A 16,484-nucleotide genomic window follows, 5' to 3' on the forward strand; every position below is an offset into this window, starting at 1 on the left:
CGGCGAGCTGCAACGGAGACCGACCGGGACGGCCGGTGAAACGGCATCGCCCACGCCGGCAAGAACCCCGAGAACCGGGGCTGCAACGGAGACCGACCGGGACGGCCGGTGAAACCACACCCGACGACTCGGCTTCCTTCGCCAGTCGCTTGCTGCAACGGAGACCGACCGGGACGGCCGGTGAAACACCGAGTGGACGCGGTTCGAGCGGGACGCCACCGACAAGCTGCAACGGAGACCGACCGGGACGGCCGGTGAAACAGTTCGGCCGCTTCTGGGAGCGGCACCCGCACGGGCGGCTGCAACGGAGACCGACCGGGACGGCCGGTGAAACGATCCTCCAGTTCCCCGAGGGCCTCACCGTGGTGCCGCTGCAACGGAGACCGACCGGGACGGCCGGTGAAACCAGCAGCATCCGCGGCCCGTGCCATCCGCCCCGGGCGTCGCTGTAACGGAGACCGACCGGGACGGCCGGTGAAACTGCCGTTCGGGACCTGAGCAACGCGCCGGGACAGGAGCGACCGCTGCAACGGAGACCGACCGGGACGGCCGGTGAAACTTGGGCGACAGGGTGCGGAATGCGGCCCGCTGCTCGGCGCTGCAACGGAGACCGACCGGGACGGCCGGTGAAACGCCGTTGATGTCCGAATTTCACCGCCGTCGTGCAGCGCTGCAACGGAGACCGACCGGGACGGCCGGTGAAACTCCTGCGCGTGGCGGATCATGCCCACGAGCGCGATCACGCTGCAACGGAGACCGACCGGGACGGCCGGTGAAACCTTGGCGATGTGGTCGAGGACGGTGGTGACGGAGATGCTGCAACGGAGACCGACCGGGACGGCCGGTGAAACGAAGCGAGCGATCTCGGCGGCGACGTTCCACCTCAAGCTGCAACGGAGACCGACCGGGACGGCCGGTGAAACTATCGACTGCGGCCCCACCCGAGCCGGCGGTCTCCTTGCTGCAACGGAGACCGACCGGGACGGCCGGTGAAACACGATCGGCGGCGGCGTGCTGCTGATGCCGAACGCGACGCTGCAACGGAGACCGACCGGGACGGCCGGTGAAACCCTTGTCGAGCAGCAGCTATAGGTTGATGCCGATCAGTGTCGGGTCAAGCGAGCGTCCGTTTTGTTCGTTCTGGGCAGTTGTTTGGTTGGGAACCTTGCGCTGGGGCGGTGATTGCTGGGGGTTCCGAACCAGGCTGTGTCGCAGTTGTTTGAGTTGTTAAGTTTCGGTTCCCTTTAGAGGGCGTGCTGCTCGTCGTCGGGACTGGTGCTCAGGGTGGCGGTGCTTGCGTTCGTTCCGAGTCGGCCTCGTTCTGGTGGCTGAGTCTCGCGGGATGATCGTTGCGGGTGGCTGGGGTCAGCGTAGCTGTGGATGCGCTCCTGTTCGTTGTGGGTTTGGGGTTGTTGTGAGGGTGCCTCTGCCTCGGCCCTGGCTTCGATGTGGATGTGTGAAAGCGGGGGTGTTGGAGTTTCGCCGTCTGGGTCTGGTTGCCGACAGTGTCGTACCTGGGGTGTAGGACCTGATTCGACAAGGCTGCGTCTTTGATCGCTTGGTCGTCGGTGTCGGTGGTCGGTTCGTTGAGGAGTGGTTGTGGCGTCGTTTGATGCGTTCTTCAAGGCGGCGACCGGCGAGTTTCCGTATGGGTATCAGGCACGGTTGGCCCGTGATGGGTTGCCGGCTGTGGTGCGGGCGCCGACGGGCACGGGGAAGACCGGGATCATCTTGGCGTGGTTGTGGCGGCGGTTGGAGGGGCCTGATCCTGTGGGGACGCCTCGGCGGTTGATCTTTGCGTTGCCTCAGCGCTCCTTGGTGGAGCAGGTGGCTCGGGAGGCTGTGGGGTGGTTGGAGAACCTGGGGTTGTCCGATCGGGTTGCGGTGCATGTGGTGATGGGTGGGGCGGGGGATTCTCAACGGCGGTGGCGGTTGGACATGTTTCGTCCGGCGATTGTCGTCGGGACGGTGGATTCGCTGGTGAGTAAGGCGTTGAACAGGGGATACGGGATCTCTCGGGCGATGTATCCGATTGATTTCGCGTTGGTGGGCAACGGTGCCCACTGGGTTGTCGACGAAATCCAGTTGTGTCCGGAGTCGACGACGACGCTGCGGCAGTTGGCCGGTTTCACCCGTGGTGGGGGTGCGGGGTCGTGGGTGACGGCCGAGCCGACGGGGTTGACGTGTATGTCGGCCACGGTGTCGGTTGGCCTGCTGGACACGGTGGACAATCCTGCTCCGGCTGAGGGTGATGTGGTGCGGATCGAGGCGGAGGATCGGGTCGGGAAGTTAGCTGTTCGGCTGGGTGCGCGGCGTAGGGTCGGGAGGCTCCCGGTCGAGCCGGGCGACTACCGGGCGGTGGCGTCGGAGGTGCTGCGGCGGCACCGCCCAGGCACTCTCACCCTCGTGGTGGTGAACACGGTAGCCGCAGCTCGTGGTGTTCACGCTGCTCTGCGGGCGGCACCGGTGCCGCACACGTTGCTTCATTCCCGGTTCCGGGGTGTCGAGCGTGAGAGTCTCGCGGTGCAGATCAGTGCCGTCCCTGCGGGCGCTGGTCACATCGTTGTCGCGACGCAGGTCGTCGAAGCAGGGCTTGATCTTGACGCGGCGGTGTTGTTCACCGAGGCCGCGCCGTGGCCGTCGGTCGTGCAGCGCGCCGGGCGGTGTAATCGTCGAGGGCTGCTCGATGATGCTGAGTTGTGGTGGTTACCGCCCGTTCGGCATCTGCCGTACGAGGAAGCGGATGTGCGGGCGACGGTGGCGGAGTTGACGGTTCTGGAGGGTGTGGCGGTGACGGGTGAGGACCTGCTTGATCGGGAGGTGTTCACCACCGAACCGGAGATCACTGTCCTGCGTAGGGCGGACTTTCTCGCCTTGTTCGACACCGCGCCGGACCTTACCGGTGCTGATCTGGATGTGGGGCCGTATGTGCGTGACGCCGACGACCTTGACGTTCAACTCGCCTGGGTGGACTGGACGCCGGTGGACGCCACGGGCCGGCCGGGCCCGGGAATGAAGGCGCCGGAGGCGAAGTGGCGTTGCCGGGTGCCCCTGGGGGAGTTACGGGTCTTCGCGAAACGCGCCGTGGTGTGGCGGTTCACGCAGGCGGTGGGGCAGTGGACCCGGGTGACTGATCGGCAGCCGGCCCGGCCGGGGGAGGTGCTGGTCGTCGCAGCCAGCACGGGGGGTTATGACCCCGAGACCGGGTTCGACCCGTCGGTACGGAGGCCGGTGCCAGGTTGCCCGTCGCTGGATCCGATCCCGGACCGGGTACCGGTGTTTGATCAGGCCGGTGGTGCCGAGGAGGCGTTTCGGCAGGACGACGCGAGCGTCGCGCAAGGGCAGTGGCTGAGCCTGGAGCAGCACAGTGTCGATGTGCGGGAGCATGTGGAGGCGCTCGTCGGGGCGATCGGTCCGGTGCTGCCGGTGTCGGTGCTGCGCGCGGTCGCGGTCGCCGCCTACGCCCACGACGCCGGGAAGGCGCATCCGATGTGGCAGGATGCCCTGTGCGCGTTGGCGGTGCCCGGGGACCGTGACCGGGTGGACGCGGGCCGGCCGTGGGCGAAGTCTGGTGGCAGCGGCCGACTGGTGTATCCGGACGGGACCAGTGATTTCCGGCATGAGTTGGTGTCGCTGCTGCTGCTCGATGGCCCGCTGCGGGGTCTCCTCGCCGACGTCGAGGACCCGGACCTGGTGCGGTACCTGGTTCTCGCCCATCACGGGAAGCTGCGGGTCCAGGTACGCGGGCCGGACGACACCGACGACGATCGGCTCCTCGGCCTCAAGCAGCACGAGGTGGTGCTGACCTCGGAGTTGCTGGGGCAACCGGCGGGCACGTTGACCGTCGACCTGGACCAGTTCGGGCTCGGTGGGGCCCGCTCGTGGACCCGCACCGCCCTCGGTCTGCGCGACCGGTACGGGCCGTTCGTGTTGGCGTACCTGGAGACCCTGGTCCGCATCGCGGACTGGCGGGCCAGCGCCAACCTGGAGAAAGCCTCGTGACTCGTCATCTGATGCCGGGACTGCGCCCGGTCCCGCTGAGCGCCTACCTGGCGGGTCTGGGCTTGTTCCGCGTCGTCGCGGAGCAGGCCGATCCCGAGGCGACCGCCCGGTGGACGGCGGAGGGGCTGGTCCTGGCCACGACGGTGCCGGACCTCACCGGCTGGTTGGTCGACGAGTACGTGCCGACACCGGTGCTGAGCCCGTGGAACGAGGGGAGTGGTTTCGGGGCCAAGGACAAGACCCCGAAGCAGGCCCTCGACGCCCTGGCCGCCCACCCCTCGCCTCGTCTTGCCCCGATGCGGGCGGCGTTGGTCACCGCGACGAGAGTGGGACAGCAGTCCCGGTCGTCGGGCTGGACGAAGGAACGCACGATCCGCCAGTTCCGCAACCACGCCCCCGACGCGCTGCTGCCCTGGATCGACGCCACGGTCATCCTCGTCGGGAACCAGAGCTACTTCCCGCCGCTGCTCGGCACCGGCGGCAACGACGGCCGCCTGGAGTTCTCCACCACCTTCCACCAACGGCTCCTTGAGGTGCTGCCGGTGAAGCCGGCGGACGTTGCGCGGTCTGTCGCCCATGCCCGCGATCTGATTACCGGTCAGCAGAGCGCGCCGTTGAGTCGGGCGACCGGTGGCCAGTTCGACCCGCTGTCCACCGGCGGACCGAACTCCTCACCGTTCGGTGTCGCCGATGCGATCGTGAATCCGTGGGCGTTCGTCCTGATGGTCGAGGGGGCGCTGTTCTTCGCGTCCACCGCCGTGCGTCGACACCAGCATCAGGTGGGGCGGGCTGCGATTCCTTTCACCGTCGCGTCCACCGCCGATGGCACGACCAGCGGCGCGGCGGGGGAGGAGTCCCGGGGGGAGATCTGGGCACCGTTGTGGGAGCGGCCGTTCAGCCTGCCGGAGGTGACGCAGCTCTTCGCCGACGCCCGGGCGGCGTGGCGGGGGCGACCCGCCCGCCGAGCGGTGGAGTTCTACGCCGCCACGAGAAGCCTCGGCGTCGCCCGGGGTGTTACCGCGTTCACCCGCTACGGGCTGCACCAACGCAACGGGCTGTCCTACTTCGCGGTGCCGCTGGACCGGGTCACGGTGCAGACCCGACCAGAGGTGCGGCTCGTCGCCCGACTGGAGGACTGGGTGTCCTGGGTCCGCCGCGACGCCCACACCGGCACCGTGCAGGACACGCTGCGCCGCTTCGACACCGCGCATCTCGCCTACGTCCGCGACGACGGGACGTTGCCGTTGGCCCGGCTCCTCGCCGCGGTGACCGACCTCGAACAGGCCGTCGGCCGCAGTAGCCGCACCCGCGAGAAGGTGCCCGTGCGGACGCCCCCGTCGGCGGGCGAGTTCCTGACCGTCCTCGCCCGGGCGAACTGCCCGGAGATACGGGTCGCGGTGGGTGTCGCCTCTACCGCCACCCTCGGAGGCCGAGGCGAGGCGCGGAGCATGCGTCACCTCCTGCTGCCGGTCGACCCCGACCTGCGCTGGCGCGACGCACCCCTCGTCGCCGGGTTCGGACTGCGGCCCCTGCGGCACGTTCTCGCCGACGTGCTGTCGTGGCGCTGCCGCACCGCCCCCGATGAGCAGGACACCACGACTTTCCGCGGATCGCCGACCTTCCGACGGGGGATACGGGTTCCGGATCGCGACCTGCACGCCTTCGCCGTCCTCGGGCAGCTCGACGAGAAAGCCCTGGACCTGTGGCTGCGCGCCTGTCTCGCCCTGCGGTGGGACGGCGTCGACCATGAGTGGACCGACCCCGATGAGGCGTTCACCCCCATCCCCACCCTCGGGCTCCTGCACCCGCTCGCCAACGGCCTCGCACCGGGGCGCCGGGTCGACAAGGACGTGCCTCGCTGGGCGTTGGGCCCGGACTGGGCAGCACGGCTCGCCGCCGGCCACACCGTGGCCGTGCACGCCGACGCCGCTCGCCGCCTGCGCCAGGCCGGCTGGCTGGCCGTGCCCGCACCAGCGCGAATCCTCGTTGACGGGCATGCCCTCGCGGCGGCGTTGGTCCCTCGGTGCCGCAACCCCCAACGCCTCCTCAAACGGTATCTCGGCATCCCGACCCGCCCCGACGAACCCACCGTCGCCCCGCATGCCCCAGACCTGATCAAGGAGATGTCGTGACCACCTACCGCACCGTGCTCAAGGCCACGCTGCAACCGGTCATCGGATCCCGCTTCCAACCGACCGGTTTCCCCGACCTCGGCGCCGCGGAGTTCGACTCCGCGCAGGGACGGGCACTGCTCGTGGAGTCCACCCAGTCGATGGCAAACCGGCTGGAGTCGACCACGTGGGACGAGGCGAACGCCGACCAACACGGCGACCTCGCCGGCCTGCCCTACGTGCGGGTGGTCGACGCCGAGGGCACCTTCCTGTCCTCCAGCCGCCTGGAGGCACACCGCCTCGCCTCCGCGTACGTCATGAACGGGGAAGTCGACGGCGTCAACGGCGAGCAGTGGATGCGCGACCGGCTCGGACTCACCGCCGGCCGGCCGTTGGACCACCGTGCGGTCGCCCGCGCCTGCTTCGCCCTCGACCCGGTAGCCCTGATCCACGGCGTCTTCTTCGCCCGCAAGGGCTGGCCCTGGCAACCGCGTATTGCCCGCGCCGTTACCAGCTTCATCGAGGCCTACGACGTCCGCCCGGCTGTCAGCGGCGGCGTGAAACGCGACGTCGTGATCAACGAGGCGAAAGACGGCGCCACCGCCGAGGGATACGGGACCGTGCCCCACCACCGGATCGAGTACACCGCCGGGCAGATCACCGCCTACTTCTCCATCGACCACGCCCAACTGCGCTCCTACGGGCTCTCCGAATCCGGCACCGCCCTGCTGCACGCGCTGATCGACTTCGAGATCGGCACCCTCCTCGACAGCGGACTGCGGCTACGCACCGCCTGCGACCTCGACGTCGTCGAGATCGACGGAGAACGCCCCGACACCACAGAGGCCGCCCGTCGCATCGCGAAACTCGTCGAGGAATGCGGTGACCAACTCGGCCCGATCACCACGGCCGTCTGGACCGGACGGGGCAAAGGATGACCGCCACCCTCGCCATCCGCTTCCCCCTCGGCCGCTACCACGCCACCCCCTGGGACCGCAGCGTCAACGAAGGCGCCGTGGAATGGCCCCCATCGCCGTGGCGGCTCCTGCGCGCGCTCGTCGCGACCTGGTACACCCGCTGGCCCGACCTGCCCGCACCCACCCTCGACGAACTCCTCGACACCCTCACCGGCCTGCCCTCCTACCGCACCCCACCCACCCGGCCCGGCCACACCCGGCACTACCTCCCCGACACCCACCACACCACGGGCGCCACCGGGCACACCGCCCTCACCCTCGACCCCTACCTCGCGGTACCCACCGACCAGGACCTCCTCATCCAATGGCCGGCGAACCTCACCGACGAACAGCGCAACATCCTCGCCAAACTCGCTGAGCTGATTCCCTACCTCGGCCGCGCCGACTCCATCTGCGAAGCCCGACTCCTCGACACCGACGAGCCACCAGACCACACCTGGTGGCAACCCGGTACAGGCGGAACCCACACCGCACGGCTCCTCGCCCCCACCCCACCGATCCGCCGCGCCATCCTCGAAACCACCACCCTCGACGTACGCAAAGGGCGCCGCACCCTACCCCCCGAAACCCGGTGGATCGACTACACCACCACACCCGCGAACCTGCCCCCCACCGGCCCGACCCGGCAACTCGACAGCGCGATCACCGCGATCCGCTTCGCCGTGACCTCCCGCGTCCCCCTCAAGGCCACCCACGGCGTCACCCTCGCCGACGAGATCCACCGAATCGCCGCGACCAAACTCGACGGCCCACGCCCCGGCCTGTTCGGCCAACGCGGCGCGGCAACACACCACCAACACGCCCACTGGATCCCCATCCCCACCGGACCAGAACCCGCCGCCACCGTCACCGGCTTCCTCGTCTGGGTACCCGGCGGCCTCATGCTCGACGAGGTCGCCCACCTCATCGGCATCCGCACAGCCTCCGGACGCCGCGGCGACTACCAGGTCAAAGGCCTCCCAGACGTCCACCTGCTGCTGCAGGCGACCGGCACACCGACCCAGGTCGCACCCGAACTCTGCGGCCCAGCCAAGCGGTGGCGCAGCCTCACCCCCTACCTACCCGTCCGGCACCCCAAGCGACAAACCCTCGACGAATACATCGCCACCGACGTCCACACCGAGCTCCACTACCGCAACCTCCCGACAGCGACCGTCACCCGCCTCAACCCAGACGAAGGTCTCTCCGACCGCTGGGCACGCACCTACCGCCGATACCGGCTCCCACCAGAGAAGCTCAACAACGCCCGACCCGGCCTCGGCGTGAGACTGCAGTTCGACCACGAGCAGGAAGGGCCACTGACACTCGGCCAACTGAGCCACTTCGGATACGGGGTCTTCGTACCGGAGCCAGACTAGACACGAGGGCTGCTCCGGTAAACCGGAGCACACGTCGCAGGGGCATGGCATACCGGTCGCTGATACTCGATTGCTATTCCGGGTCAGCCGTGGCGATGGCTTTAAGTGCGTCCACGAGGCCGATCGGTTCCAGCCCGAGTAGTCGCAACATATAGGGCGGGAGAAGGGCGGAGAACAGGTGGTAGAGCCCGTCGGGTTCAATTTTCTGCAACCACGTCAACTGCTGTGCTTGCCAGAGCAGCATTACTGCGGTGCAGGCCGTGCCGTGCGGCGTGGGTCTTTGGTGAACGGCGCTTTGGATCTCCATGCGCATGAGGCCGAAGGCAGTCGCCATCATCCACTGCAGGACAGCGTCACCCACCGTGCCGGTCGCGAGCTCGGCTTGGACCGTGTCGCAGAGGTCGAGCGCCCAAGCGCGACGTTCGACGGCTGCCATCCAACCGGCATGCAGCCGCTCCAGCGTCGACTCCTCGACGACACGGCGTAGCTCGGCTCGGACGTCTCCGGTCGGCAAGAGCGTGTTCCCGGCGTCGTCGGCCAGTTCGGTGGCCTGTACCCCGTCGGGAAACTCAAGCATCGAGGCGCTCGGCACGGCCGCGCCGGCAGGGCTCATCGACCGCACGAGCGCGGCCATACCGGTTCCGTTTAGTTCGGAGCCGTCGAGTGCCACGGTCGTGGCCATCAGTTGGAAGTCGGCAGGGCTGAAAGGCTCTGCGAGTCCGCGTCCCTTGTCGAAGGACAGCAGCTCAGCGGGGGCGAAGGAGAGTCCGGCGGCCTTGATTCGAGCGTCGATGCGGCGTATCCGCTGGGGAATCAGCGCGGTCGTGTCCCGGCCCGGAAGTCGCACCGCCGCGTCCTGCGCCAGATCGCCAGCGTCTTTACCTCCCGCGACGGGTTCCGGCAGGGCGGGGGAGACAGCGGAGAGGAAGGCGGCTCGGACGGTCGGCTCAGGTACCGCGTGCCCGTCGCCGAACGCGCGCAGCGCTATGTCGTAAGTGCGCTGGCCACGGCGAGCGTGGGAGCCGAGCCAGGTGACCAAGTCGGCTGCTCCGGGCGCGGGCTGCGAGGAACTCCCGCCGAAGCCCTGTCTGATGGGCGTGTTCGCGGGAAGTAGACCCACACGACGCCAGTGCTCGAGCTGCGTATCGGTCACGACGACTTCCCGTTTCCGGGCGTAGTCGATCAACGCCTGGTCTGCGGGGCTTGGTGGCTTCCGGGGCACGCGATCGAAGATACGCGACTGAGCGCCCACGGCCCCGCAAACTCATCCGGTTTCGGGACTGCAGGAGGTGTTCTCCTGATCGTGCCGCAGCCACCACGGTCGCGGTGATCCCGGACGAAGGAGAGCCCAATCCATGTCTCGCCGCAGAACGCCAACCCGCAAGAAGTGGCCCCGCCGGCATCTGCCTTCTGCTAACCCGAGCACGCGCCGAGTCCCAGGCCGCCGGACCAGGGTTTCGAGCGGCTTTGGCCTCGTGGCGGCGGCCCTGGCCGGTCTACTCGCCGCTCACAGCTCATCGTGGGCCACCGGCATCGAGACGGCGCTGGCCGTCGCCGCCGCCTGTGCCGCGTTCGCCGCGCGCCCGCCTCGCTGAACCGCCGCGCGCTTACCTACCCGGCGCGTGATCCGAAGGTGTCACACCCTGCTGATTCACTGTCGGCAGACCCGCGAAGGAGAAGTGTGCTCGATTGGATCAAAAGCCTCGCTCCGGTTGAGCGGCGTGACGGCGCGCCCGGGACATTTGCCGAACAGCCGTGCCTTGTCACCCGGAGCCGAACAGCGGTGCCGACCGTCGCCGAATACCGCCAGCGCCGGGCCGGTCGCCGACGGCAGACCGTCACCCGCCGTAGTCGAGGGCCACGGATGCTGCTCGACGTTGTCCAGGCTTGGCGCTGTGGTCCAGTATCCTGAGCGGCCGGTCCGCACGAACAGGTCGTTCCTGGAAGGAGCGTGGGCGGTGAGTCTGATCGCTGGTCGGTATGCGGAGATTGCGAACACCCGTCGTGTTGGTGGTCAGGCGGAGGTCTTCAAGGCCGCCGACTTGCATCAGGGCGGTAGGCACGTGGCCGTGAAGCTGGTTCCTGCCACTTCCGATGAGATTTACCGCATCTACTTCGAGCGGGAGACCGCAGCGCACCACAAGTTGGACCATCCGAACATTGTGTCGCTGCTGGACAGCGGCACCGACCACGACGCGGGTGTGTACTACGTTGTGCTCAGCTGGGTGCCGGTGTCCCTCAAGGACTGGCTGGCAGCTGTGCCCGAGACTCCGGGCTGGGACGATGTTGCTGAAGTTGTCGCTCTGCCGATGGCGTCGGCGTTGGCCCACGCACACTCGATGGCGGTGCTGCACCGCGACATCAAGCCCAGTAACGTGCTGTGGGACGGTGAGAAGCCGGTGCTCGCCGATTTCGCCCTGAGCAAGATCAAGGATCAACTCGCGGGCGCAACCGATGCGACGGTTGCCGGGATGACCAGCGCGCCGTGGGCGCCACCGGACCTGGCCTCGCGTGGCTCGACCAGGTTCGACGTCTACAGCCTGGCCGCGACGCTGCTGCAATGCGTCACCGGATGGGAGCTTACTGACCTCCCGGACATCACCCGAGCGCTCAACGAGGCCGACCTGCCGCCCGCTGTTCTTGCGCTGCTGCGACGGTCCCTGGAGGTTGATGCTACGAGGCGACCGGCTGACGGACAGCAGTTCTACCTCGAGCTGCAGGCCATCCAGGCGGCGCGCAGCGAACACTGGCACGACCAGAAGGTGCTGTCGTTCGAACTGTCCGGCACGGCGCGCCGATCACTGGAGGAGGCCGGTGACGGCCGCTCCGCCGAAACCGTGATCACGGGGCTGCTCGGCGCGGCCACCTACGTACTGCCCCGGTTGAAGAGCCTCGGCGCCGGGCGCACGGTGCTCAACGCCGACGAGTTCCGTCTGATAGGTGACCAGGTTGAGTTGGTGCTGGTCTTCAAGAACCGACATCAGCTGCTCTGTACCCGCGCGGCGATCAAGGATTTCGACGAGCTAGAACGCTGGCGCCAGAACGATGACGCGATCGTGCTGGACGGCCGCGACTTCACCTGGACGGCACTGCGGCCGACTAACCTGCAGAGAGCCGCCGCATCCGCTGACGAGCTGCACCTGCTGCTCGAAAAGGCTGTCCAGGATGCCGGTGATCGCCACAGCGACACTTTCAAGCAGGTACGGCTGACCAATTGGTCACAGCTGATCGAGGCCAAGGAAGCTCTGGAGAAACGCCTTGAGGAACCCATCAGCTACACGCGGGTCAGCCGCGACGGTGCTCAGTTCGACGTGGAGACGACGACCCCGCTGACCGGTGCGTTCCTGGACCAGGAGCGCATGGCCCGCCCCGTTGACGAGCCCGCGGTTCGGGGCGTTGCGGTGACGATCGCCGAGGTCGACGGCACAGACATCACGGTGCGGGCGACCCGGCCCGGCTTCGATCTGCCTGCCCATGGTGTGCTGGTGCGCGACCGTACCCCGTCGCAGGCCGCGATCCGCCGGCAGAAGACCGCGCTCGCCGCTCTGCGCGACGGCAGCTCCGCCCGCCCGCACCTACGTGAGCTGGTGCTGGACCCGTCAGTGGCGAGCGCGCCGGAGCCGGTGGCGTTCGAGCCGCTGCGCCCGGACTTCGACGACGACAAAAAGCTCGCCGTCGCGCACGCGCTTGGCTCGCCGGACCTGTTCCTCGTCCAAGGCCCGCCCGGCACGGGCAAAACCTCGTTCATCGCCGAACTCGTTCACCAGCACCTTGCCGCACGGCCCGGCGACAAGATTCTGCTGGTCAGTCAGATGCACGTCGCCATCGACAACGCGATCACCCGGCTGTACCGCTCCGGCGTCACCTCGGTCGTGCGTCTGTCGAGCCGCGACGATAACGTCGACCCGGACGCCGCCCACCTGCTGCTCTCGAACAAGCTGCGCGCGTGGGCAGACGAGATCCGCGCTCGCGCCCGCACCGGCATGGCCGCATTGGCCGATCGCGAGGGTGTGCACATCGACCATCTGTCCCTGGCACTTCGTGCTGAGGAAGCCCTGGCCACCCTGCGGCAGAAGACCGAGACCGCCGAGCTGCTTGGCCCGCTTGATGACGACGACCGGCTCGACAACGAAGACCTGCCCGAGGAACGTGCCGAGCTGCTGGCGGACTATCTGCGCATCGTCGAGCGCGCCGACACCGCTGCCGCTGAAGTCCGCACCGCAGCCACCGCCCTCAAGGTCGCGGTACCGGACGGGCTCGGGGAACCGGAGCTGGAGAAGCTCGTCGCCGGCCTGCTGGACGGCCCCGGCGCCGGGCCGCGACTTCGGGAACTGCTGCGGACCCAAGGCGACTGGCTGGCCAGCCTCAATGATCCGCAGACCGCTGAACCGATGTTCCTGCCTACTCAGAGCGTGGTCGCCGGGACCTGCATGGGCTTCTTGGTCAACCCTCACATCCAGAATATGCAGTTCGATCTGTGCATTATCGACGAGGCGTCCCGGGCCACCGCCCCTGAACTGCTGGTGCCGATGACTCGGGCCAAGCGGTGGGTGATGGTGGGCGACACTAAGCAACTCCCGCCCATGGTAGAGGAGGTGTTCGAGCATCGTGACCTGGTGGAGACCTTCGACTTGGACAAGATGTTCCTCACCTCGTCGCTGTTCGACATCCTGCTCAGCGAGGCACCGCTGGCATGCACGGCCAGTCTGGTCACCCAGCACCGCATGGCCGAACCGATCGGCGAGCTGATTTCGTAGGTCTTCTACGCAGGCACCCTCGTGCACGACCCCGTGCCCGTCCTGGCGCCCGACTCTGTTGACGACAGCGAGCGGCTGGTCTGGTTCTCCACCAGCCGACGCACCAACCGCCGCGAGGACGCCCGCCACGCTGGCAGCGCGAGCACATCGAACAAGCTTGAGGCGGCGAAGGTCGCCGACCTAGTCGCACGTCTCAACACCCACGTCCAAGCCGGCAAGTACGTTCGCACCGACGGCGGCAAGCTGGAAGTGCTGATTCTCACCGGATACCGCCGGCAATGCACCGAGATCGAACGCGCGCTCCGGCGCCTCACCCTGCGGCACGTCGCCGTGCAGGTCAAGACCGTGGACGCGGTGCAAGGACGCGAAGCCGACGTGGTCATCTTCTCTGTCACGCGAAGCAACGTCACCGGCGAACTCGGCTTCCTCGCGGACCAATATCAGGGCCGCGTAAACGTCGCCCTGTCCCGCGCCCGGGAGTTGCTCTGGATCGTTGGCGACTCCGAGTTCTGCAGCAGCAAACAAGGCCCCCTCAACCGGGTACTCACCCACATCACGACCACCGGCGGAAGGGTGCAGTACCTGTGAGCCGCGACATCTTCGCCGACGCCGCACGCCGCCACGCCCACGCCCTGCCGGGACACACCCTGCTCGCTGCGGAGCCGTGCGCCATCCCCGCCTCCGTGCTGACCGTCGACGTTCTGGTCGAGCAGTCCGAAGACCTTGAAGCCAGCCAGAAGTACACCCTGCGCGCCTTGCTCGGCGGCATCGACACCGTCGAAGACCTGCAACTGTTCCTCGGCCTCAACGACGGCGACACCGGCCGCGCCGTCGCCGGGCTCCTCCTCGCCGAGTACATCACCTATCAGCCACCCGCTGACGGAGGTCTGCGGCGCCTGCAGCTGTTGCCCGCCGGGCAGGAAGCCGCCCGCGACGCCCAGCTACGCCGCCCGATGCCCACCACGATCCCGGTCGTCTACGACCGTCTTGCCGGCACCGTGACCGACTGGCGACGTAACTCTCTGCGCCGCTCCAACCAGGCGAAAGCCGATCCCGGGCGCCTCCTGCTGCCACCGGCGAGCAGTTTGCCGGTCCGCGCCATCGACCTCAGCATCGTCGCGCTCACCAGCACCCTGGACCCGCGCAGCCGCGACGGGGCACGCCTGCTCGGGATCAGCGGCGTCACCGAGAACCGCAACTTCTACCACGACGCCATCCTGCTCGTCTTCACCGACGACGAGACCCGCCAGATACGCCTTGGCGTCGACGTTGACGGCAAGTGGAGCGAACCGCACACCGCCGCGCTGGAGAGCATCGGCGCCGTCGAACGCCTGCGGCTGTCGGCCGCACCGGTCGAACACCCGCACGCACCCGTCACTGACCCCGGCGAGCGGCTGAATAGAGCAGAGGTCCTCGCCCTTCAATCGGCCGGCGACAGTCCGGACGGCGGCGGTGCGAGAGCCGCGTTGAACCGGGCGGTGATCCGCTGGCTGGGCGTGTACGAACACCCGGCCTGGCTCGACGACGCACTCACCACCTCGCAGCGCCGGCTGCTCATCAGCAGCCCACAGATCCGCACGGCCGTCGCGTCCAGCCGGTGGATCCATGTCCTGGAGAAGCTGGCCCGCACCGTCGACGTGACGATCGTGTGGGGCCCCGGCGGCAACGGCGGAACCGATCAGGAAGCCCTCGACGCCCTGCACGCCGCCGCCCTCCGCGCCAACCGCCTCGCCGTCGTACGGGTCGCTACCAGCTCGGCGAAAATGCTCATCAGCGACAGCTACTACATCACCACCAACTTCAACTGGCTGTCATTCCGCGGCGAGCCGTCACGCATCTACCGCCCAGACGACGGCGAACTCGTCCAGGACCGTGCACTCACCGACTGCGCCTACGACACCTACCTGACCGAGGCATGCGCCCAAGCGGTCGAAGTTGTCGGCACCCTTCCCAGCAAATACCGTGCCGAGACCGGGCCCGGCTCTGACACCACCCAGACGAACCAACACCTCACACCGAGCAGCGGCATCGAACGGAAGGCCGGTCGGCCGACGGCTCCATCGAAGGCAGAACGACGCCGGGCAGCACTCAGCAAGCTCGCAGCAGGCCAGACCGTTGAAGGACCAGTGAAGAGCCTGACGCCCTTCGGCGCCTTCGTCACCCTGGGCGAGATCGACGGCTTGATCCACATCTCGCAGATGGCAGACCACCGGGTCGAGCACCCGTCCGAGGTCGTCAATGTAGGTGAGACGGTCACCGTGCAGATCCTCAACGTCGATATCGCGCGCGAGCGGGTATCCCTGTCGTTGAAGGCGGCGACCTCCGCCGGCTCAGAACCGAGCCGGCCCGGGACCTGAGCCGCCAGCCTCGTCCTCGAAGGCACGTTGATGCAGCCCTGCCCAGCTGCGGGCTGCCGTCCGGCTTACACGGAAGCCCACCGGCAACGGCGCAGCCTGGTAGTCAGTAGTGGGCTGAATCAGCTCCCCAGGCTACCTGAAACGCCGCTCGTCATACCGGCCTCTTTCCGCGTCGCGGTTACCTTGCGGGGGTCGTGAACTCCTCCGGTCGAGTCCGAAGGGGGAGAGCGGGCGGCGCCGGCAGGCGTGCGTGGGGGTGATGACGGTGGCCCACTTCGCCCTGCGGGTGGACTGGCCCCGAAGGCGAGATGGACTGTTATCGCCGTCGCTGACAGGTTCTGAGCTGGCGAAGGCCCAGGCGACTGCGGCTACTCGCAGGCGATCCCGTCGCCGTCGCGGTCCAGTTTCCGTGAGTACCCGGGGTCGCCGCGCCGGATCGGGGCCGCGCCCGCCGCGCGTACCGCCGTGCAGTTGGCGTAGTACACGTCGCCGTTGGTGTCGTCGTAACCGCCCAGGTCGCCGTTGCCGCCGCCCGGCTCGCATGCTTCCCCGTCGCCGTCGCGGTCCAACCCGGGCCGGTAGCCGGGCTCGCCCTCGAACAACGGGGCGTCACCGGCTGCCCTGACCGCGTCACAGTTCTTGTAGTACAGGGCAGGTTTCGGCTTGCTGGTCTTCTTCGGGGTGGGGCTCGGAGTGGGGGTTGGCGTGTCGTCGGGGGTGGGGGTGACGGTGGCGAGTGCATCGCCGAGTTTCCGCGCCTCTACCGTTGCGGACGCCGTCGGTGCCGATGCGGGCTTCGTCTCATTGTTGTCGCCGAATGCGCCGGCAAGGCCGCTGCCGCAGCAGCACACGCCGAATAGTCCGGCGAGAGTGATGCCGATGGTTTGTTTGGTGGTGAGTGCTTTCGTCATCGGCCGAGTGT

General features: G+C 68.2%; 9 protein-coding genes and 1 CRISPR repeat array (1 of these 10 running past the window's edge). Of the genes, 7 read left to right on the plus strand and 2 right to left on the minus strand.

Annotation, left to right across the window (positions count from 1 at the left end):
- A CRISPR array of direct repeats spans positions 1-1,070; the repeat unit is 36 nt; unit sequence GCTGCAACGGAGACCGACCGGGACGGCCGGTGAAAC (it extends 1,258 nt beyond the left edge of the window).
- A gap of 529 nt (positions 1,071-1,599) precedes the next feature.
- Genes cas3g through csb2 form a run of 4 tightly spaced genes read left to right on the plus strand, consistent with a single transcriptional unit; the run spans position 1,600 to position 8,448 of the window.
- Complete coding sequence (cas3g, locus tag JQX11_RS18560) at positions 1,600-4,002, plus strand: type I-G CRISPR-associated helicase/endonuclease Cas3g (RefSeq protein WP_204926204.1); 2,403 nt, start codon at positions 1,600-1,602, stop codon at positions 4,000-4,002.
- A complete protein-coding gene (gene cas8g1, locus JQX11_RS18565; protein ID WP_204926205.1) occupies positions 3,999-6,134 on the plus strand; it encodes a type I-G CRISPR-associated protein Cas8g1/Csx17 in 2,136 nt (711 codons plus the stop codon). The genes cas3g and cas8g1 overlap by 4 nt, the downstream gene beginning before the upstream one ends.
- Positions 6,131-7,051, plus strand: a complete 921-nt coding sequence (gene cas7g, locus JQX11_RS18570) for a type I-G CRISPR-associated RAMP protein Csb1/Cas7g (RefSeq protein ID WP_204926206.1) — start codon at positions 6,131-6,133, stop codon at positions 7,049-7,051. Before cas8g1 ends, cas7g begins: the two co-directional genes overlap by 4 nt.
- On the plus strand, positions 7,048-8,448 hold the full coding sequence (gene csb2, locus JQX11_RS18575) for a type I-G CRISPR-associated protein Csb2 (protein ID WP_204926207.1): 1,401 nt from the start codon (positions 7,048-7,050) through the stop codon (positions 8,446-8,448). The genes cas7g and csb2 overlap by 4 nt, the downstream gene beginning before the upstream one ends.
- A 73-nt stretch (positions 8,449-8,521) precedes the next feature.
- On the opposite strand, the gene JQX11_RS18580 is transcribed toward csb2, so the two are convergent.
- A complete protein-coding gene (locus tag JQX11_RS18580) occupies positions 8,522-9,601 on the minus strand; it encodes a hypothetical protein (protein WP_204926208.1) in 1,080 nt (359 codons plus the stop codon).
- Positions 9,602-10,406: 805 nt separating this feature from the next.
- Between JQX11_RS18580 and JQX11_RS18585 the strand changes: the two genes are divergently transcribed.
- Genes JQX11_RS18585 through JQX11_RS33460 form a run of 3 tightly spaced genes read left to right on the plus strand, consistent with a single transcriptional unit; the run spans position 10,407 to position 15,562 of the window.
- Complete coding sequence (locus JQX11_RS18585; protein ID WP_204926209.1) at positions 10,407-13,205, plus strand: AAA domain-containing protein; 2,799 nt, start codon at positions 10,407-10,409, stop codon at positions 13,203-13,205.
- Between the two features lie 33 nt (positions 13,206-13,238).
- The gene (locus JQX11_RS18590) at positions 13,239-13,793 is read left to right on the plus strand and encodes an AAA domain-containing protein (protein WP_204926210.1); all 555 of its coding nucleotides are present in this window, start codon (positions 13,239-13,241) and stop codon (positions 13,791-13,793) included.
- Positions 13,790-15,562 (plus strand): S1 RNA-binding domain-containing protein, encoded by a 1,773-nt coding sequence (locus JQX11_RS33460; protein WP_204926211.1) that lies wholly within the window; start codon positions 13,790-13,792, stop codon positions 15,560-15,562. Before JQX11_RS18590 ends, JQX11_RS33460 begins: the two co-directional genes overlap by 4 nt.
- Before the next feature lie 368 nt (positions 15,563-15,930).
- Here the strand turns inward: JQX11_RS33460 and JQX11_RS18600 are convergent, their stop codons facing one another.
- Complete coding sequence (locus JQX11_RS18600; RefSeq protein WP_204926212.1) at positions 15,931-16,473, minus strand: excalibur calcium-binding domain-containing protein; 543 nt, start codon at positions 16,471-16,473, stop codon at positions 15,931-15,933.
- Positions 16,474-16,484 lie beyond the last annotated feature (11 nt).

The sequence above is a fragment of the Micromonospora humida genome, assembly GCF_016901255.1.
In the GTDB taxonomy this organism is placed as follows: Bacteria; Actinomycetota; Actinomycetes; order Mycobacteriales; family Micromonosporaceae; genus Micromonospora; species Micromonospora wenchangensis.

What these genes read in the sequence shown, in the direction of transcription:
- csb2 (WP_204926207.1), top strand. Translation starts at nt 7,048, where the DNA reads ATGACCGCCACCCTCGCCATCCGCTTCCCCCTCGGCCGCTACCACGCC.
- JQX11_RS18600 (WP_204926212.1), bottom strand. Translation starts at nt 16,473, where the DNA reads ATGACGAAAGCACTCACCACCAAACAAACCATCGGCATCACTCTCGCC.